This is a genomic window from Methanothermococcus sp., assembly GCF_015523155.1.
GTDB lineage: Archaea > AGJL01 > Methanococci > Methanococcales > Methanococcaceae > Methanofervidicoccus.
In genome coordinates, this window is the sequence record NZ_WAKW01000015.1 from 1 (window position 1) to 20,073 (window position 20,073).

At 28.8% G+C, this 20,073-nt stretch carries 16 protein-coding genes; 9 read left to right on the forward strand and 7 right to left on the reverse strand.

The window, feature by feature from the left end; genetic code table 11:
• Positions 1-64: 64 nt before the first annotated feature.
• Positions 65-823 (forward strand): N-glycosylase/DNA lyase, encoded by a 759-nt coding sequence (locus F7B34_RS02115; protein WP_292459986.1) that lies wholly within the window; start codon positions 65-67, stop codon positions 821-823.
• A gap of 14 nt (positions 824-837) precedes the next feature.
• Here F7B34_RS02115 and F7B34_RS02120 read toward each other — a convergent pair whose 3' ends face one another.
• Together F7B34_RS02120 and cobA are read right to left on the reverse strand one after the other, a co-directional pair.
• On the reverse strand, positions 838-1,416 hold the full coding sequence (locus F7B34_RS02120; RefSeq protein WP_292460009.1) for an FmdE family protein: 579 nt from the start codon (positions 1,414-1,416) through the stop codon (positions 838-840).
• 144 nt (positions 1,417-1,560) lie between these two features.
• A complete protein-coding gene (gene cobA / locus F7B34_RS02125) occupies positions 1,561-2,277 on the reverse strand; it encodes a uroporphyrinogen-III C-methyltransferase (RefSeq protein WP_292459987.1) in 717 nt (238 codons plus the stop codon).
• Positions 2,278-2,469: 192 nt separating this feature from the next.
• Between cobA and cas10 the strand changes: the two genes are divergently transcribed.
• From cas10 to F7B34_RS02160, 7 genes are read left to right on the forward strand one after another with little or no spacing between them, the layout of a single operon-like run.
• A complete protein-coding gene (cas10, locus tag F7B34_RS02130; RefSeq protein WP_292459989.1) occupies positions 2,470-5,028 on the forward strand; it encodes a type III-A CRISPR-associated protein Cas10/Csm1 in 2,559 nt (852 codons plus the stop codon).
• Positions 5,028-5,513 (forward strand): type III-A CRISPR-associated protein Csm2, encoded by a 486-nt coding sequence (gene csm2, locus F7B34_RS02135; protein WP_292459990.1) that lies wholly within the window; start codon positions 5,028-5,030, stop codon positions 5,511-5,513. Before cas10 ends, csm2 begins: the two co-directional genes overlap by 1 nt.
• A gap of 27 nt (positions 5,514-5,540) precedes the next feature.
• Entirely contained in the window at positions 5,541-6,272 is a 732-nt protein-coding gene (gene csm3, locus F7B34_RS02140) for a type III-A CRISPR-associated RAMP protein Csm3 (RefSeq protein WP_292459991.1), read from the forward strand.
• Between the two features lie 40 nt (positions 6,273-6,312).
• On the forward strand, positions 6,313-7,509 hold the full coding sequence (gene csm4, locus F7B34_RS02145; RefSeq protein WP_292459992.1) for a type III-A CRISPR-associated RAMP protein Csm4: 1,197 nt from the start codon (positions 6,313-6,315) through the stop codon (positions 7,507-7,509).
• Entirely contained in the window at positions 7,506-8,633 is a 1,128-nt protein-coding gene (gene csm5 / locus F7B34_RS02150; RefSeq protein WP_292459993.1) for a type III-A CRISPR-associated RAMP protein Csm5, read from the forward strand. The genes csm4 and csm5 overlap by 4 nt, the downstream gene beginning before the upstream one ends.
• 4 nt (positions 8,634-8,637) lie before the next feature.
• The gene (locus F7B34_RS02155) at positions 8,638-10,110 is read left to right on the forward strand and encodes a hypothetical protein (protein WP_292459994.1); all 1,473 of its coding nucleotides are present in this window, start codon (positions 8,638-8,640) and stop codon (positions 10,108-10,110) included.
• Between the two features lie 13 nt (positions 10,111-10,123).
• Positions 10,124-11,686, forward strand: coding sequence for a hypothetical protein (locus F7B34_RS02160; RefSeq protein ID WP_292459996.1), 1,563 nt, complete (start codon positions 10,124-10,126; stop codon positions 11,684-11,686).
• Here F7B34_RS02160 and F7B34_RS02165 read toward each other — a convergent pair.
• From F7B34_RS02165 to cbiT, 4 genes are all read right to left on the reverse strand, one after another.
• Entirely contained in the window at positions 11,681-12,661 is a 981-nt protein-coding gene (locus F7B34_RS02165; protein WP_292459998.1) for a methanogenesis marker 12 protein, read from the reverse strand. The two genes, F7B34_RS02160 and F7B34_RS02165, sit on opposite strands and share 6 nt — an antisense overlap.
• Before the next feature lie 84 nt (positions 12,662-12,745).
• On the reverse strand, positions 12,746-14,827 hold the full coding sequence (locus tag F7B34_RS02170; protein ID WP_292460000.1) for an ATP-dependent DNA helicase: 2,082 nt from the start codon (positions 14,825-14,827) through the stop codon (positions 12,746-12,748).
• An 88-nt stretch (positions 14,828-14,915) separates the two neighbouring features.
• Positions 14,916-16,475 (reverse strand): alpha-glucan family phosphorylase, encoded by a 1,560-nt coding sequence (gene glgP, locus F7B34_RS02175; RefSeq protein WP_292460001.1) that lies wholly within the window; start codon positions 16,473-16,475, stop codon positions 14,916-14,918.
• Positions 16,476-16,567: 92 nt separating this feature from the next.
• On the reverse strand, positions 16,568-17,125 hold the full coding sequence (gene cbiT, locus F7B34_RS02180) for a precorrin-6Y C5,15-methyltransferase (decarboxylating) subunit CbiT (protein ID WP_292460003.1): 558 nt from the start codon (positions 17,123-17,125) through the stop codon (positions 16,568-16,570).
• 161 nt (positions 17,126-17,286) lie between these two features.
• On the opposite strand from cbiT, the gene radA reads away from it, so the two are divergent.
• A complete protein-coding gene (gene radA, locus F7B34_RS02185) occupies positions 17,287-18,255 on the forward strand; it encodes a DNA repair and recombination protein RadA (RefSeq protein ID WP_292460005.1) in 969 nt (322 codons plus the stop codon).
• A 16-nt stretch (positions 18,256-18,271) separates the two neighbouring features.
• On the opposite strand, the gene F7B34_RS02190 is transcribed toward radA, so the two are convergent.
• Positions 18,272-19,723 (reverse strand): methanogenesis marker 14 protein, encoded by a 1,452-nt coding sequence (locus tag F7B34_RS02190; protein WP_292460007.1) that lies wholly within the window; start codon positions 19,721-19,723, stop codon positions 18,272-18,274.
• Positions 19,724-20,073: the final 350 nt, after the last annotated feature.

A 20,073-nucleotide genomic window follows, 5' to 3' on the forward strand; every position in this document is an offset into this window, starting at 1 on the left:
ATATAGATGTATATAATAACTTATAATTTTTTAGTTATATATTTTATTATATTGATGTGGTAATATGAATAATATAGGTATCTTAAAAACAATATTAAAAGAATTAGGCATAGAGTCTGCAAAAACCATTGAAGAAAATGTGGATTTACAATATCATTATTTAGAAAATCTTCAAAAAACATTAAATAATAATATTTTATTTTTAAAATTGGTAATAATTAACGCCGTTGTATCCTATCAGCTCTCAACTACTGGTGAAAACTGGTGGAAGGAATTTTCAGAATATAACTGGAACGATATCCCTAAAAACAAAAATGATTTATTTGAAGAGTATATATTATTTTTATCTAATTCAAAGGGAAATAAGAGACTAAACAACATAAAAATAAATAGAATCAATAAAATAAAGCCATTTTTAGATGATTTATCTATTGCAGATTTGGAAAATTATTATTACAATATGAATACGCTTAGGGACGATATTGCAAAGCAGTTAAACACGAAAAAGGAGTCAAAAACTGTTGTATTTGCCGTTAAAATGTTTGGATATGCTTCAAGGATAGTCTTTAAAAAATTTATTCCTTATCCATTTGAGATTGGAATACCAAAGGACAGCAGAATAGAAAAATACACGAAAAGATTTACGGATGACGATGTAATAAAATTTTGGAACAATATTTCAATAGAAACGGGAATTCCCCCCCTCCATATTGACTCCATATTATGGTCAGCCCTGGGAAACTCAAAAGATGTTAGAGCTCACCTAAAATCATTGGATAATAGAATCTATAAAATGATAGATAGATTAATAAATTTAAATTAATATTTTTATGATATTTATTGATTTACCAACTTTTCGAAACACTCCATACATACGACTTTTCCATTTATTAATCTTCCCTTAATTTCCATAAAATACTCCCCACATTCTTCACATTTAAGTGAAGGATATATTTTAGCTTTTTTGGGTTCTGGAATATCTACCTCCTTAATATTTAGGAGCTCCTCATCAGATAAGTTTAATATTTCCTTAATAAATTTATTTTTTAATTTTTTTGAATATTCTTTCTTTTTTTCCTCTGGAATATTTTTTAATTCATCATCCATTTTCTTTATGTTTTCATACACCTTATCGTTAAATGTAATCCTAATACCTTTTTTATGCTCTCTTGAATAAAAGATATAAACATGCTTTCCATAGTCCTTAAATATTAAATTTCCCTTTCCAAATGTGCATCCAAGTAAATATTGAATTGCATCAACACTGCATGAGTTGTTATATGCTATTGCCACGAGCTCTTCATCTTCTGATTTTTTGTAGTGGTTTTTAACATACTTAGCCACCCTGTATCCCATAGCTAAACCTGGACAGAAATGACCGTGAAATTCTACTGTATTTTTTAAATCTTCATCCATATATTCCATATATTCACCTTTTTATTATTTTATTATTTTATGATATTATTTATTTTCTATGTTTTGCATAGTATTAATTTTATTTTTATTTTTATTATTATTTTCATTATTACCTTTATCATATATATTAGATTTAAGTATTAATTATTCTAAAACATTTACAACATCCCCTACTACTATAATTCCAGGCGGTGCAATGTTGTTTTCTTCTGCCTTTTTTACAATATCTCCCAATGTGCCTTTTATTACCTTCTGATTTGGTCGAGTTCCATTTGTAATTATGGCAACTGGTGTGTTTTCATTTCTACGACTATTTTTTAGGAGCTCGGCAATATGCTTCTTTAAGTTTGTAATGCCCATAAGTATTACAATGGTATCTGCGTTTAATTCTCTTAATTTTACCTGTTTTTTATCCTTATCTTCTGCTTCATGTCCTGTAACCACTGTAAATGAGGTTGCCACTTTCCTATGTGTCAATGGAATATCTGCAACCTCTGGAACTGCTATTGATGATGTAATGCCAGGGATTAATTCATAAGGTATGTTGTGTTTTTTCAATTCAAGTATTTCTTCACCCCCTCTTCCAAATATAAAAGAATCTCCACCTTTTAATCTAACTACTGTTTTATTTTCTTTCGCCTTTTCAACTAATATTTGATTAATCTCTTCCTGTTTGTGGGAGTGCTTCCCCTTTCTTTTACCAACATATATTAATTCTGCATCCTCTTTTGCATATTTAAGGAGATTTTTACCAATTAAATCATCATAAACAATTACATCAGCATTTTTTATTGCATTTAGTCCCTTTAATGTAATTAATTCTTCATCACCAGGTCCAGCACCAACTAATATTACTTTCATTTTTTCACCGTTATTTCTATGGATATATAAAAAATTATTATTTTTATAAGCCTAAAACATTAATTGGTTAATCATATAATTAACTATTATAACATGTAAAAAAGTTTATATAATGGTTATATAGATATAATATATAAATTAATTTTACATATTATAATATATTTTAATAGTGATATTAAACTGGGGGATATAATGAATAAATATGATACATTAAAAATTGGTGCATTACTTCACGATATTGGAAAATTGTTGGAAAGGGGAGGATATCGAGGGAATGTAGAATTGTATTCCGGGAGCTACGGTCATGAGAAAAGTGGTTCAAGATTTTTTGAAGAATATTTTGATAAATTTGGATTTAACTTTTCTAACGAAGAAAAATCTATTATAAAACAAATAATTGGTATGCATCATTGTAAAAATATTAATAACAATGAATGGCATGTTAATATTGTTAAATTGGCAGATTGGTTGAGTAGTGGAGAAAGAATTACATCAGAACAACCTATTGAACAGAAAAGAGAAGAACAACCTTTATATTCCATATTTGAAAGCATATTATTACAAGATAATGATAAAAAAAGCATAGATTACAACAAAGCAAAAAAATACAACTTAATAGAATTAAATGTTTCTAATAATATATTTCCTAAAAATGGCTATCCAAATAGATATTATAAAAACCTAATAAATGAATTTTTGGAAGAAGTAAATAAAAATATAGATAATTTTGAAAAATTATATCAACTTATGCAAAAATATACTTGGTGCGTGCCTTCTGCAACCTATTGGAAAAGAGTATCGCCCTATTTACCTGATGTTTCATTGTTTGATCACTCAAAAACCACCTGTGCTATTGCCTGTTGTTTATATAAATTATGCAAAAATGAAAAAATTAATAACGAGTACATTAAAAATCTTTTAAAAAATTTAATCAATGAAACCAATAAAATAAAAGAAATTAAAGAGAAATACAAAGAAAATGAAAAAGATAAATCTGAAAAAATAAATAAAATTAAAGAACTATTAAACAATGATATTAAATACAGCAATAAAAACATATTTTCTCTAATCCACGGAGATATTTCAGGAGTTCAAAATTTCATATTCAACATCACTTCAAAAGGAGCAAATAAATCCCTTAAAGGTAGAAGTTTTTATTTGGATTTTTTAACGGAGCTCTGTGCTAAATATGTAGTTAAAGAGTTGAATTTACCAATTGCAAATATATTGTTTTACGGAGGGGGGCATTTCTATATATTGTCTCACAACGTCAATAATGAAGAAATTAAGCATTTTGAAGAAAAAATAAATAATATATTGTTTGATAAATTCGGTGCAGATTTATATGTGGCAATTGGAAAGGTGGATTTAAGACCTATTGATTTTTTAATAGATTGTGCAGATAAAGATGTGAAGATTGGAATTCCGTATAAATGGAAGGAATCAGCAGAAGCCATTTCTAAAAGAAAAATGAAAAAATTTGAATATAAAGGAATGGAGTTGTTCGAACCAAAAGGAAGTGGAAATGAAAAAAATAGATGTAATGTATGTAAAGCGGAAAAGGATAAAATTTACCAATTGGATGATGGAACAAAAATTTGTGAAAACTGTGCATCATTTGTTGAAATTACCAATTTTTTAAAGAAATTTGAAAAAGAAAATAGTATAGATTACAATTTAAATAGTTATTCAAATATATTCAAAAAAACTAAATATTTTAATAAATTGCCTGTATTAATGGAATTTTTTAATTTAATTGAATTTGAAAATGCATTATATAATCTTCCAGATGCAGATGGAAATTTAAAAATACCTTATAAATTAGGTTCAATAGCATTTCCAGTGGATGATAATAATGGAATAAAAGATTTCTCTAAATTAGGAGAAGATGCAGAAAAAAGGACTGGAACAAACAAAATAGGTATCTTAAAAATGGATGTGGATAATTTAGGTAAAATAATTACAAGAGGTCTTGGCAATAGAGCAACAATATCAAGATTGAGTACCCTGAGCTCTATGCTAACTTTGTTCTTTACAGGTTATATTCCTTATTTAATTAAATCAAATGAAAAATATAAAAATTCCATTTATTTAACCTATTCAGGGGGCGATGACACATTAATAGTTGGAGCATGGGATAGAGTATGGGATTTGGCAAAAGAGATAAATGAAAAATTTAGAGAGTTCGTTTGTGATAATTCTGACATCACATTAAGTGCAGGTATTGTATTGGTAAATCCAAAATTTGAATATAGAAAGGGCGTTTATTTAGCAGAGGATGAGTTGGAAAATGCAAAAGAAAATATTATAGAAATAAACGGAAAAAAGTTGGAAAAAGATTCAGTGAGTATATTTGAATTACCTTTGAAATGGAACAGCATTAAAGATGTAAATAACTATGAGGAAAAATTTATTAAAGCAATGAAAAATACAGACAAAAGAAGAATAGTTCATTTAGTTCAAAAGACCTCCTCAAATTTAAAAAAAGCTTTTGGCAAAAATGTTTCAAAAGATGAATTCCGAATTAATGTTCCATATCTGTGGAGAATGAAATACTATCTGTATAGAAATTATTCCAACAAAGACGGAGGGTTGGATGAAAATGTAAAGTTTATAGATAATTATCTGACTAAAATCGAAAGTAAAATAAAAGAAGGTGATACTGATGGACTGAAAAATTTCAACTTTAACGACATGATAATTGCTTCAAGAATAGCAGAATTAAAATCAAGAAATAAGGGGTGTCTATAATGAGTTGGAATAATCATCCAAATGTTAGATTTAAAGGAGGCGGTAATATTATGGGAAAAAGAACACCTAAAAACTCAAAAACCCAGAACAAATCAATATTAACGGACAACGATATAAATAACATCCTAAACCTGAGCTCTGAAAATATCAATATCTTAATTGAAAAGGCTGAAGAACTTTCAAAGGAAATAAAAGACATACCGTCTTCAAAATTAAGGGATTTTTATGATTATGTGGTTCAAATTGAAGAATCCATGGATGACAATAGCAATGAAAATTGGTATTTAAAATTAATGTTATTAAAACCAAAAATGGCATATCAGGCAAGTAAGGAAACAGATAAAAAAAAGAAAAAGCCCGCATTAGAAACTTTGGAGGGAGAATTTACTAAGATGCTGGATGCCATTAAAAGTGATGAAAATAAATTTAAAAACTTTAAAACATTCTTTGAGGCTGTTGTGGCATATCACAAAAGATATAATTAATGTTAATTAACAATAAGAGGGGATATCATGGAAAATAAAATAACCTTAAAAGGAAAAATTATAATAAAAGGTAAAATTAAAACAAAAACAGGATTACACATTGGTGGAACAGCAGAAACTTTAAAAATAGGGGGTTCTGACAACCCAGTAATAAGAGATAAAAATGGAAGGGTGTTTATTCCTGGAAGTTCTTTAAAGGGCAAAATTAGAAGTTTATTGGAAATAAAAGATGGTAAATATAAATATAATAATGGAGAAGCCCAACCATGCAATTGTGGAGAAAAAGATTGTTATATATGTATGCTTTTTGGCCCACATAAGTCAGATAATATCAAAGAACCTTCAAGAGTTATTGTAAGGGATGCTTATTTGGATCTTCCTGATGGAAAGACCGTTTATGACCATCTAGAAACAAAACCAGAGAATGTAATAGATAGGGTAAAGGGGACAGCACAACACCCAAGATTTATAGAAAGAGTGGTTGCAGGAAGTGAATTTAACTATGAGGTTGTTTTTAATATATATAAAGAAAAAGATAAAGAACTAATTAAAAAATTCATCGAAGGTATGAAATTATTAGAGGACGATTATTTAGGTGGAAGCGGTTCAAGGGGATATGGTAAAATAAAATTTGAAAAATTAAAGGCAATATACAAACCAAAAGAATACTACGAAGGGGATATGGATAAAATGGTGGAAAAGCCTGAAATCGATGATTTAGATGAATTAATTAAATTAATAAACGAAATTAACTTTTAAATTTCCTTATTTTTTATTTTTATGAAAATCGGTGGGGATTATGCACATTGTAAGACTTATTCCAGACGAAAACAGTAAATACCATTTTGGAGAAGGCGGTTTAACTGAAAGTTCTATAATTTTTCATTCTAACAGTTTATTTTCCGCAATAGTTAATAATTTTATTAAATTATATGGCGAGGATGAATTTAACAAATACAAAGAGAAAATGAAAGAATTAAAAACATCATCTTTATTTCCTGCGATATATCAATTTAATTTGGATAACTCAGAAATTGAAACACCATCAAAAGAAATATTATTCATACCAAAACCTATGTTAAAGTTAGGATTTGACGAGGAAACTACAAAAGAAGTGGAGGAAAAGCCAAAAGATGTTAAAAAAATTAAATTTATATCTATTGGGGCACTTAAAGACCACAACAAAAGGGAATTAAAAAAAATAACAATAGAAAAGGAGTTTCTAATATCTAAAGAAGAAATTGAGTTTTTAATATCTAAAAAAGAAAAAGAGAATTTTGACTACAAAAAACTGGAAAATATAAAATTATTTAAAAAAATAATAGAACAAAAGGTTTCAATAGATAGAATAAAAGGAACTACATTAGAAGACGATGATAAAGGGCAATTGTATTCAATTGAATTCATTAAACCATTAAGAAAGAAGAATAAAAAGGAAAATGCCACTAAGTTAAACGTAGTAGGTTTTTATTTTTTAATAGATTTCCAAAATATAGATGAAGATTTAAAAAAGAAAATTAAAGCATCTATAAATTTAATAAAAGATGAAGGATTAGGCGGAAAAAGAAGTATCGGAGCAGGGACTTTTAAAAATATTATAATTAATGAATTCAAAGAAGATTTAACTATCGATAAAACTTTGTTAAACGAAAAACACAAGACACAAAATAAAGAATACATTGCTGAAGAAAAAAGAATAACATTATCCATTACAATTCCAAAGGATGAAAATGAATTTAAATGTTTCGATAACTACCAATTGATTAAAATTGGTGGATATATATACCCATCACAAAATAGTATGAAAAACATAACAAAACTTAAAAAAAGCGTTTATGCAATTGCAGAAGGTTCAATATGTAATGAAGAAATTGAGGGTGATAATAGGGATTTAAGACCTAATGGGGTAATTCATGAAGTAATACTTAATGGAAGAATGATTTCAATCCCTGTAATATTCTACGATGAATGCAATGAAGAGGAGGGGGAATTATGAATATATTTAGACCTAATGAATCAAAACCAAAAATGGAAGCCACTAAAAAAATCTTAAATATTACAACATTATCTCCTCTGAATATTGGAAATGGGGATGTATATTCTAACTTAGATTATTACATTGAAAATAGCAAGGCAAAAATAATCAATATAGATAAGTTATTGGAAAGCATAGATGATATAAATAAAATAAATGAATTAGTACAAGTGATTAAATCAAATATGGGAAATAATAGAGTTGAAAAGGACACAAAAGAAATTTATGAAAGTATTGGTTTGTATCCTGAGGAACATATTTTAAAAGAAATCGATTGTAAGATTAGAAAAGATGCAAGAATACAGGTTAAAAAATTCATAAATCAAAAAGGGAACTATTACATTCCAGGGAGTTCCTTAAAGGGAGCAATAAGAACGGCATATATTTTTGATTATTATGATAAAAATATTGATGAATTAATAAAAATTTTAAAAAATAATGATATTAAACCATATTTAAAAGGAAATGAGGTTATAAAAACCGCTATTGGTGGTATTAATAAAGATTTCTTTAAATATTTGTTAATCACAGATAGCAACATTATACCGCCAGAAAATTTTGAATTTATCAATACTATAAGATACAATACAATGGATGCAAGAAAAGGTAAAAAATCTGAAACCATTCCAGAACCAAAAGAAAGTCTTAAAAAAAATTCAGAATTCAAAATGGAGCTCACCATAAAAAATAGTTTTCCAAAAAATTTCGAAGATATAAAAAACATGTGCAATAGGTTTTCAAGAACCATTATAAAATTTGAAATGAAAAATGAATATTTACCGCAGGGTCTAAAGGATTTTTACAAAAATAAAATTCTAAATGACTTAAACGGCAATAATTCATTTTATTTAACATTAGGTTCTGGAAGCGGATTTTTATCTAAAACTGTATATTTACTATTATGGAAACATAACAAGAATCTAAATTTAATAAAAAAAATGCTCCCACTGAAAAAAGGGAAAGATAAAAGGACAGGCAAATTCTTAGTTCAGCCTGTAAATGATTATATAGAATTCCCACGAACGCGTGTAATTGATTCTAAAAAAGAAATACCTATGGGATGGATAAAAATAACGGCGAAGTGAAAAAATGGGTAAGGCGTTGTTCTTATCAAATGTTGGAAATAGAGATTTAGGAAAAGATGGAACTCCACTATTTGATAATAAACCAAATAAAATATCAGATGAATTAAGGAATTATTGCAGGAGAATATATAAAGAAACCACAGGTAAAGATTTGTATGACGATGATAAATCTGTTGAATTATTTGATTTCACCAAAGAACTTTATTCAAGTGGGGTTTATAAGAAATTGGAATTAGAGCCAATAATAATAAAAGATAAAGTAAAAACAATATTGGATTTTCACGACTCTGTGGATGTAATATTATTCGGAACCCTTCAAAAAGGAGGTTATAGGACAGACACATATTATTCCGCCAGTATTATAGAATATCTTTTAAAAAAGGAATTTGGGAATAAAATAAACAGCATTGGTGTTTATGCAATTACCGATAATCCATCGGATTATACCTTAATGTTTGAATATTACAAAAAAACACTTGAAAGTTTTGAAAATGACGGCGATTATGATGTCGTTTACTTGGGTATTACAGGGGGAACTCCTGCACTATCTTATGGTTTGATAACCTGCGGAGCTCTGAAGTGGGAATCAAAGGTTAAAATATTATACAAATCACCATACAAAAATGAACCAGTCGAACTGGAAATCGGAAACAAAATATTCAACATATTGAAAGATAAGGAATTTAAAACATTATATGCTAAACATCTATATGAGCTCTGTGCTGAGATTGGAAAAAGGTATAACTTAATACATGATTGGAAATACCATTACTTATTGGGATTAAATTATAAAAAAATGTTCGATTTCAAAAAGGCATTGGAGGAGTTTGAAAAAGCATACAATTGTGGCGATGTAAAAATTGCAAACAAAAGAGAAATTCAAAAGGAAATTGAACTTATAAAAGATTTTGAAGATGTTGATGTTAATAAAATTGTAATTAAAGATAATATTAAGCTTTATGCCAAATTAATTGATTTATTAATTGAAAATGCAAAAATAAAATGGGAAAATGGAGAATATGTGGATTTTATAGGAAGGATATTCCGATTAAAAGAGGCACTACTTAGGATGATTATAGAAAAAGAATTTAACATATCTACAAATCCAGAGACTATTAAAGATGAAAATGGAAAAAAACTTAAAAGATGGATTGAATTTGAAAAGTTTTTGGAGGATAATCCAGAAATATTAAATTATTTAGATAAAGAAACCGACTGGAATGGAAGAAAAGAACCAAATAATAGAGTTTTAGATTGGATATTGGGTTATATGGTGAGCAAGGGTAAAAAAGAATGGAAGAAATATGGGAAAATATATGGATTCAGTAAAAATTTAGAAAAATTATCGGAGCTTCGAAATGAGTCAATATTGGCACATGGTTTTAAGGGCGTATCTAAAATGGATATTATGAAAATATATGGCAATGATGAAAAAATAATTAAAGATTTAGATGAAATAAAAAAATTAATAATTTGAATTAGGTGAAATAGTGAAAAAAGGGGTTTGTTTAATTTGCACATTAGGTAATAGAGATATACAGTTTAAGAAAGAGTATGAACAAGAATTAACAAATATACTGGGAGATATATTTGAAAAAAACAAAGATTTGGATTCTAATGAACTATATATCAAAAAAAATAATTTTTTAGATAATACTCATAAAATATCAGAAAATTACGATAGTGTAAAAAATTATATCGTATTACCAATTATAAATCCTTGTTTAGATTATATTGAAAATCAATTAAATGGATCCGTAGAAAAAATTATTTTAATTCCAACAAATCAGCAAGATGAAAATATCGATAAAAGATTTAAAAAAGGAGATACATTTATTGAAGCAGAGATTATTAAAAAAGTTTTAGAAAAAAAAGGATATTCAGGTAAAATTGAAATTAAAGTTGCCAAATTTAATGCATCAAATTTAGAGAGATGGTTTAATCATATACACAAGATAATATATAATAATTATAAAATTTTTGATGGGTTGGTATTTGAAATAAGTGGTGGTGTTCCAACAAGTAAAGAAGCCATAAGATTGGCAACATTGTTCAAAGAAAAAATAAGAGTGCTGGAAGTTAATGGCGGAAATATTGATTCAGAAAACATGAGTTCATTCGAAAAACAAATAATAAAAGAGAAAGTAAAAGATTTAATTAAAAATTACAACTACGCCGGTGCATTGTCATTTGAAAAATATTATGAAGATAATATAGAAGTTTTGAATTTAATTAAACATTTAAATTATAGATTAAATTTTGATTTTGATAACGCCATAAAATTTCATGATGATGATAGATTAATGAAATTAAAAAATGAAAACAACACAATTAAAAAATTGGAATATCATATCCTTGAATTATTGGACAATATGGAAATTGAATTAAAAAATAAAAACTATGCAAACTTTTTAGCAAGAGTTTATAGATTGGAGGAGGCAATGGGACAATATTTTGTTTTAAAATGGTTTAAAAAAACAAAAACCAAAATTAGTTATAAATTAGGTAGCAATCCACCATCTGGACTTGTTGAAGTTGAGAATATTGGTGTGGATGATTTGAACAATAAAATTAAAAGTTATTTAAAATATTTATCAAATAGAATTAAATATAACAATCCTGTAAATCATAAGGGTGTATTAAAATTACAGAGTTTTATCGAAGAAAACTGTAAAAAGAAAGATAAATTGGGAAATATAATAACACACAACGGTAAAGTGCAATATCACATATTAATAAATACCCCCACTTATGAAAGATTAATATGTTATTTATATGGAAACTATTCAGATGAACTCAGGACATATGAAAAAATAAAGAAAATGTATAAAAAAAACAATAATAATTTACGACACATTACCATAGTGGCGCATGGTTTTGAAGGGATAAATAAAGAAAAAATAAACAATATATTAAAATTAAATGGAATCAAAAATGAAGAAATTGATGAGTATTTCAAAAATATTAAATTAGAATTCTTCAAAATTGCAAATAATAAAGAAAAAGAAAATATATTTGATAAACTAAACAGTGAAATAATAAAAAAATTATAATCCCTCTACCTTTATTCCCAAAATATCCCTTTTCCCCTTCAATATGTCCTCAGCTATCAGAGCTCCCCCAAGAGCTCCACTTTCGCCATCTAAAACAAATATATTTCCATCTAAATATTCTTTTAACTTCTCTGGAACGCCATATTCTTCCGTAGTAGCAACAGAACCCGCTAAAATTATATTTTTATCTTTATTTAAGAACATCAGGGAATTTATTTCCATTGCCACACTTAAAATAAGAGAGTCTATTGCAAGGCGACATCTTTCATCTGTTTTGTAGTTTTTTAAAATTTCTGCCTTAGTATCCTCTACACCTTTGTATCTGTCTTTAACTATTTTTATAGCCCCAGCAGTTGAAAATGCTTCATTTGCCGTGATTTTGTGGCTGTCAATATCTCTTATCATTTCCAAATCAATTGGACCGTGCAATATCCCTATAGCACCAATGCAGGCATCAAATCCTCCGAAAATCTTTTTATCCTTTATTAATAGGCTCACAGTATTTGAAGAAATATCCGATAATATAAAATCATTAAATCCAAATGTTTTATATGCCGTGTATGCTATGGATATTTTTTCTGGTGATGCCACATGAGAGTATAGAGCTCTAAATCTTTCATCCATACATTCCGTATTTTTATGCAGTCCGGGTATAACTACCGCAGGAATCTCTGAGTTTTTTATTTCATCATATACCTTTGTTCCTCCGCCTATTTTTTCCCCAACTCCCTCTATATTTATTACACCTCTATTTTTTACCTTATCTATGGGAAATATTTTATTTATCCCATCCCCCATAGAATAACATACTGAAATAAGGTCTATATCACTTAACGCCACATAATTTTTTAATTCCTCTAAAAAAGATTTATTTTTTAATTCTGTTCGTGCCATAGTAAAAAATGTGTTTTTATTATTTTCCCTTATACATGCTTTTATACCAGATGTTCCATGGTCTATTCCAACTGTAATCATTTTATCACCGAATAAATAATTAACCAATAGATAATTAAATAAATAAGTAATAATAAATAATAATAAATAAGTTTATTTTCGCTTTTACTTTTCAGATTTAAACTCATTCAAAAACTTAGGAATATATTCAACTGCTTTGTTTATGTTCATAGATATATAATTATCCTTTAAATATCCTCTCTTTTTCATCTCCTCAGCAACCCAGTCATTAAATCTCTTATCCTGAACAACTACAACGCCGTAATCATCCTCTGCTCTTATCAATCTGCCAATCATCTGAACAATTGTTCTGGACATAATATGAAATGAAGTCATTAAAAATGCCATCCAATGAGCATTTTTATTATTTACATTTTTCTTTTTCAATCCCTCTTCAAGTAGTTTCTGCTCACGATTCAATAAAGGTGTTGGAACTGGAAAAGGAAGGCTGTCAATTATTACCATTGTTAAGGCATCTCCTGGTATATCCACACCTTCGGCAAATCTCCCTGTTGCAAGAAGTATCCCTCCATTTCTTTCAAAGCGTTCCTTTAATTCCTTAGCATCCTTTCCATCCATGCCGGATTCATAACAATATATTTTTTGATTCAATTTGTTGCTGTTATTTATTAAATATTTGTATGCACTATTTAAATCCTCAAAACTTTTAAACAATACTAAGCTATTGCATTTTGCAGATTTTAACAGTTTAAATATATTTTCATTTGCCTTTTTTCGTTTTAATTCTTTTCTACCATCATACTTCATGTCCTCTCCATCACTTAGGGCTATTATCTTTTTTCTATGCTCTGAAAAAGGACTATCTAAAACAAGGGTGTTAGATGCCCCCATTCCAGTTTTAAGAGCATGAACCTTTAAATTTCCAATGGTGGCGGAACAATGTATTACTACTGCCCCCCCATAAAGTTTTTTAAGGTAGGATGAAACAAGGACTGGCTCACATAATAGGGAGCTCCTATTCCTATATATTACAAAGTTGCTATTTGTAGTTTTTAAGTTCTTTATATTGTCTATAAACTCCATAAGTGGCATATCAGTTATTTTTTTATTACATATAAATTGAAATTCCAAGGGAACCAGTGCCTTGTTATCTATTTTAAATTTAAGGTCTTTTTTGTTGAGCTCTTTATTTTCTTCAAGAGATTCTATTTTTTTCTTTATATTTAGTATTTGATAGTATCCATCTAAAAGAGTTCCCAATATTGCCACATCCTCCTTTAACTTCCAAGAGGTGATGTGTTCTCCATCAAATATCAATGTATTTTTACAATCCTCAATATTTGCATAATTTGAGACGTAATTATGAATAATCTTCCAAAAATCTTCGATTTTTGTCTCCCGATGGTTCCAAAAATCTTCGTTATATTTATCGTTAAAATAGGCATGATTATTATAATTATTTTTATCATCATATTTATATTCATCATCAAGTCGTTTAAAATACTTCCTCAATGTATTTGGTGCAAAATAGTATGCCATAAACCTCAATCTATTAAGGGCTATCTCCGGATTTATAGATATGGTGGCAGCATTTCTTATACTTCCTTCAAGCTTATGTGCCTCATCGCAGATTATTATATCGGTGTTTCTTTTTGCATCAATCTCTTCCTTTATGTAGTAGTAGATACTGTTGTTCATTACAACTATATCGGCATTCAAACATTCAATTTTTGACTTTTGATAATCACACACACAAAATGGGCAAAAATATTTTGTAATTCCATCTATTGTAATAGGTTCCTTTTTAGCCCCACATATGCTACAATATGGTTTTTTATTTGGTCTATAAGGGCATTTTTTATTTAACTGACAGTATAACCTATTTGCTTTATCTCCTTTTGATTTGCAGAAAAAATTTCCTTTTCCCATCATAAAGGATACTTTTAAATTGTGTTTCAGTGAATTTAAATCCTCAAAAATTCTCTCCTGTTGATCAATTGTTTCAGTGAGTATTATAACTCTTTTCCCTTTCTCTGCAAAATACAATGACGGAATAAGATAAGAAAGTGTTTTACCAACTCCTGTTGGTGCCTCGACTACCAAATTCTTTTTATTATTAACACTGTTAAATATAATTTCCATCATCTTTTTTTGCTGGGCTCTTATATTGTAGTATGGAAATTTGCTTTTATAGTACTCTCTAAATTCATAAATGCCTCTATCCATTAAATCACCAAAAAATAAAAGATAAAATAAAAAATTTATAAAAAAATGTAAAATTATAAACGCATTTATATATAAAAAATAATTAATATTATATGTACATTTTTTCAACATATTCCTTAGCCATTCTCTCTGCATCGAAATATTCAACAACATGATTTACACAGTTGCATGCCTTTTTCCACCATTCCTCTGTGTCATATAAATTTGATGCTTTTTCAAGCTGTTCGTACATACATTTTGCCTCATATTCATCATCTGTATGTATTCCATCCCCTATTGTAAAACTATCATCTGGATACATCTCAGCCCATTCAACATGCCAACCGTCAAGTGTGCTCATGTGTATGGAGGCATTCATCGAGGCCGTCATTCCAGAGGTTCCAGATGCCTCATTGGGTCGTTTTGGAGTGTTCAACCATATATCAGAACCCATTTTTAATAATTTACTTAATTTTAATTCGTATCCTGTTAGTATTGCTGCACCTTTTAAATCCCTTGTTTTTGATACTATCCAATTAAATGTAATCTGAGCATTTGTATCGCTTGGGTGTGGTTTTCCAGCCCATATTATTTGAATCTTTTTATCATCAAGAAGTTTTTTTAGTTTATTCTCGTCATACAGGGGTAAATGAGGTCTTTTATATCCTGCAAATCTTCTTGCCCATACCACCGTCATTATATTTGGGTCAAACAATTTTCCAGTTTGGTCAGCAACCTCTTCAAAAAGTAATTTTTTCAGCCATATCTTTCTTTTTCTTAGTTTCTCATAATCGTAATCTTTTGCAGCATATTTTATAATAGGGTCCTGCCAATAATATCTATCCTGAGCATTTGTTATATAAGTTATAGGGCATTTATTATTTACCCAACTCCACATGTTTTCAGTTGTTTTTTTGTGTAGTTTTGAAACTGCATTTGCTATTTTAGACATTCTTAAAGCTGCAACAGTTAAATTAAATGGATCACCCCCAAGTTTTTCAGCAACTTTTATATCTACATTTCCAAAAAATCCCATATTTTTGAGTAGATGAATGTCCTGTGTTTCATTTCCAGCTGGTACAGGCGTATGGGTTGTAAAAACAAGATGTTCCTTTACATAATCAAGTCCATAATCTTCAAGCATTTTAAAACCCAACGGCAAAGGGTGGGCTTCATTTATATGGTAAAGTTTAATATTTTCGCATTCTCTTATAACTTTGTAGCCCCCTATTCCTAAAACAATCTCTTGGGCAATATGTGTTAAATTGTTTCCATCGTATAAATTATAAGATATTGTCCTTGATAAATGGTCATTTTTAGGAATGTCCGTTGTTAAAAAATATATTGGACAGGTTTCAAATACATTCTCTTCAAGTTTATACGCTTTAACCCAAACTGTGGCGTTATTTATAGTTACTGGGATTTTTAATTTTATATCCTCCAAAAATTCATAATATTTTCTTATATAATCAACCTTCATTCTGCCCTCTTTGTCTCTAACCTGGTCGTAGTATCCATAACTCCACAACATTGAAACACCGACAAGGGGATATTTTAGTCTATGGGCTGCTCTAAAATAAGAACCTGCTAAAAAGCCCAATCCTCCTGCATAAGTTTTCAAAGGCTGGTCTATTGCGAATTCCATACAAAAATAAGCCGTAGGTTTCATGATTTCCCCCATTATAATGAAATAAAATAATAAATTTATATATGGTGTATATTTTTATTTTTCAATATTTATTTTTTAATTTTTAAATTTTTTTATTTATATTTCTTCTTACATGTTATTATAGTTATGGGATTCTTTGCTATCATCATATGTCCTACATTTATTTTTTTTCCATAACTTATAGATACATTTACAATATCAATGCTATATATATCATCATTTTTATTAAAGTTATTTATTATTTTCACTGCATTTTCAAGAACTATTGTATTTGCCACAATGTGTTTTACATTTTTTTCTTTTAATATATTTAAAATATTAAGTATATTTTTTGTTCCACCAATAAATGCCTTGTTAAATTTTAAATCAAATAAAACATCCTCTGCATTTCCCTCTATTACCTCACAGTTTTTAATATTAAATCTATCCAGGTTCTTTTTTGTGGTGGTTATGGCTTTTTTTACATTATCAATTGCATAGACAAATTTACACCTTTTAGCCATTTCAACAGTCATTCCTCCACTACCGCATCCAATATCAACAACAACATCGTCAGATTTTAATTGTAATTTACCTATACTTATCGCCCTTATTTCTTCTTTCGTAAGTGGAACACCATCAATTCTAAAAAAATCGTCATCTTTAATCATTTTCTCACCCATTTATATAGTGAAAAATTATAAATAGCTCTTCACATATTATATTAATTACTAAATTAGACATAATTAAAATTATAAATATATTTAGATATTAATCATTAATCTCTTAAAAGATATTTTTAGAATTATTTTAAAAATTTACAGGTGAATATATGGTTGATAAGTTAACAGAATTACCGGGTGTAGGTCCCTCAACCGCTGAAAAACTCATTGAAGCTGGATATATAGATTTTATGAAAATCGCCACTGCAACTATTGGGGAGCTCACAGATATTGAAGGCATAAGTGAAAAAGCAGCGGCTAAAATGATAATGGGTGCAAGAGAACTATGTGATTTAGGGTTTAAAAGTGGCACTGACCTTTTAAATCAGAGAAAAACTGTATGGAGATTATCCACAGGTAGCGATGAATTAAATAGGATATTAAACGGAGGATTGGAAAGTCAATCAATCACTGAATTTGCAGGAATATTTGGAAGTGGAAAAACACAAATCATGCATCAGGCATGTGTAAATCTTCAATGTGAGGATACAATTTTTGCAGATGATGAATGGATAAATGACGGTGAATTATCAAATCCAAAAGCAGTTTATATAGATACAGAGGGAACATTTAGACCTGAAAGAATTACTCAGATGGCAGAAAACCTTGGTATAGATGGTCAAAAAGTGCTTGATAATACATTTGTAGCCAGGGCATACAATTCAGATATGCAGATGCTTTTTGCAGAAAAAATTGAAGAGCTCATAAAATCGGGAAACAACATAAAGTTGGTAATTGTAGATTCACTAACAAGCACATTTAGGAACGAATATACTGGAAGAGGAAAACTTGCAGAGAGACAGCAAAAACTTGGAAGGCATATGGCAGTTTTAAATAAGCTCGCTGACCTCCACAACTGTATTGTTCTTATTACAAACCAAGTTTCAGCAAGACCTGATGCATTCTTTGGAGCTGCTGAGCAGGCAATTGGAGGGCATATCGTTGGACACGCTGCAACATTTAGATTCTTTTTAAGAAAAGGAAAAGGAGATAAAAGAGTTGCAAAATTATACGATTCCCCACATCTTCCAGATGCTGAGGCAATATTCAGAATAACAGAAAAAGGAATTCATGATTAATTTTAATTATTATTTTTTATTTTATCATTCCTCTTTGTTTCTGCCATTTTCTTCTTTCACCCAATATACATTTATCCCCTCTATTTCCACCAATTGGATTTTTTGGAGTTCCAAGACAATTCATACATCTTGCCATAACACTGGCACCCAAAGCAAGACCATCTTCAACAAATACGATATTTTCTTCTGGTTTTTCCCAAATATTTAATTCCCCTAATTTCTCAATTATCAATTTAGGTTTGTTTCCTGTGATGCCTGCCCTTCCAGTTATTCCAATTGCAGTTTTTTCAGTTATAAGGTCCTTTTGATTTGCAAGATGAACAAGTTTTTTAGTGACCTCAGCCGATACGATATCGAGAGTATATAAAAGTGTTGGAGTATTGCTTTCGTCCATGACTTTTTTTCCAATTTCTTCTAATTTAGGAATATGGCTTCCATTTTCCCCAACATCACAACCTATCAATACAGTCCCTGCGTTCTCTGCACTTTCAGGATTTACAGGGACTGTCCCAAACCTCTCTACATTTTTTGGAACTTCACATATTTTTATGTATTTATGAGCTTCTTTTGCATAGTTCTCGGCTATTTCTTTATTTATCTTGCCATTTTCTTTTTTAATATCCAATACAGCCCCGTTATTTTCGTTTACTAATCCGCTGCCTCTAACAATGGCATCCGCAATAGCCCCTGCTAAACCACACAGGTTTCCAACAACATTTGCATAAGGTTTTTTATCGTTTGTAATTCTGCCTGCAAGTGTAGTTCCAAAATCAATGCTCATACAGGGGTTTCTAAAATCTACATCAGTCCATTTTGCACCAACTTTTATTCCTGCTGTAACGAGCTCACCTTCCATCTCATTTGCCACCACTTCCTTACCTGTTGGAGGAATAATACCTGTAACTGCACCATCAAATATTATTTTATCCATCAATGTGTATTTATCAAAAGGTTTTGGAAGTTGGTTTTTAGTCATTGCAGGGGCCATTTTTGATGGTGGAATTCCTGCCTTTAAACATCCATCTGCAAGTGCTATAATCATATTACTTATTTCATCAGGAGATGCAAATCCTGCTGTAACTCCCGTACTTCTAACAACAAAATGTAAATCATCGATTGTTAAATTTCTATTATTTAAAGCTCCAATTAAAACATCTTTAACCATTTCAGAAACTGCCTCTTTTGTTAATTCTACACCCCAAAGAGTTTTTCCAAATACTTTTTCTCCCTTTTTAGGAGCTCGAACATCCCTGGTCATTTTTACATTTTTGCTTATCAAATAGGTTGTACCATTGTCCATATTAGTTCCGGTAATTATGGCCTTTGTTGTAGTATTACCCAACTCTACGGATGCTACTATATAGTAGGGATTTCTTTTTAACTCTATTAAATCAACAGTTTGTGATTTTGCATAATGTATTTTAGGAGATTTCTTGAAAATAGATATTATCAAATTAAAAAATCCCATGGTATCCTCCTCCTTTATCTTAAAAAATAATTATTTTATAAATTTAATATTCATCTTATAAAAATATTATAATAAAAAATTTAAAAATATATAATTATATATCCTCGCTATAATCTTTAATTTTTTAATAAAATCATTAAAACTTCCTCTATTTTTGAAAATAAGTATTTTAATCCTGTCGTAGATGAGTGTTATTTTTAGTATTATTAATATATTTATATAAATTAAATTATGGAGATTTTTAAAGAATTTAAGACAGAATTGGTTTTTTTATATTGTTCCTTGTAGATTTTAAATATTTTAAAAAAATATTGGCAAAATTTAGTTTATAATGCAAAATATCCTTAAAT

Excerpts from the sequence above, each read along its gene's own strand:
- F7B34_RS02115 (WP_292459986.1), top strand. The coding sequence starts at position 65 with ATGAATAATATAGGTATCTTAAAAACAATATTAAAAGAATTAGGCATA.
- F7B34_RS02170 (WP_292460000.1), bottom strand. The coding sequence starts at position 14,827 with ATGGATAGAGGCATTTATGAATTTAGAGAGTACTATAAAAGCAAATTT.
- glgP (WP_292460001.1), bottom strand. The coding sequence starts at position 16,475 with ATGAAACCTACGGCTTATTTTTGTATGGAATTCGCAATAGACCAGCCT.
- F7B34_RS02120 (WP_292460009.1), bottom strand. The coding sequence starts at position 1,416 with ATGGATGAAGATTTAAAAAATACAGTAGAATTTCACGGTCATTTCTGT.
- cobA (WP_292459987.1), bottom strand. The coding sequence starts at position 2,277 with ATGAAAGTAATATTAGTTGGTGCTGGACCTGGTGATGAAGAATTAATT.
- F7B34_RS02165 (WP_292459998.1), bottom strand. The coding sequence starts at position 12,661 with ATGATTACAGTTGGAATAGACCATGGAACATCTGGTATAAAAGCATGT.
- cbiT (WP_292460003.1), bottom strand. The coding sequence starts at position 17,125 with ATGATTAAAGATGACGATTTTTTTAGAATTGATGGTGTTCCACTTACG.
- csm2 (WP_292459990.1), top strand. The coding sequence starts at position 5,028 with ATGAGTTGGAATAATCATCCAAATGTTAGATTTAAAGGAGGCGGTAAT.
- csm4 (WP_292459992.1), top strand. The coding sequence starts at position 6,313 with ATGCACATTGTAAGACTTATTCCAGACGAAAACAGTAAATACCATTTT.
- radA (WP_292460005.1), top strand. The coding sequence starts at position 17,287 with ATGGTTGATAAGTTAACAGAATTACCGGGTGTAGGTCCCTCAACCGCT.
- cas10 (WP_292459989.1), top strand. The coding sequence starts at position 2,470 with ATGAATAAATATGATACATTAAAAATTGGTGCATTACTTCACGATATT.
- csm3 (WP_292459991.1), top strand. The coding sequence starts at position 5,541 with ATGGAAAATAAAATAACCTTAAAAGGAAAAATTATAATAAAAGGTAAA.
- F7B34_RS02155 (WP_292459994.1), top strand. The coding sequence starts at position 8,638 with ATGGGTAAGGCGTTGTTCTTATCAAATGTTGGAAATAGAGATTTAGGA.
- F7B34_RS02190 (WP_292460007.1), bottom strand. The coding sequence starts at position 19,723 with ATGGGATTTTTTAATTTGATAATATCTATTTTCAAGAAATCTCCTAAA.
- csm5 (WP_292459993.1), top strand. The coding sequence starts at position 7,506 with ATGAATATATTTAGACCTAATGAATCAAAACCAAAAATGGAAGCCACT.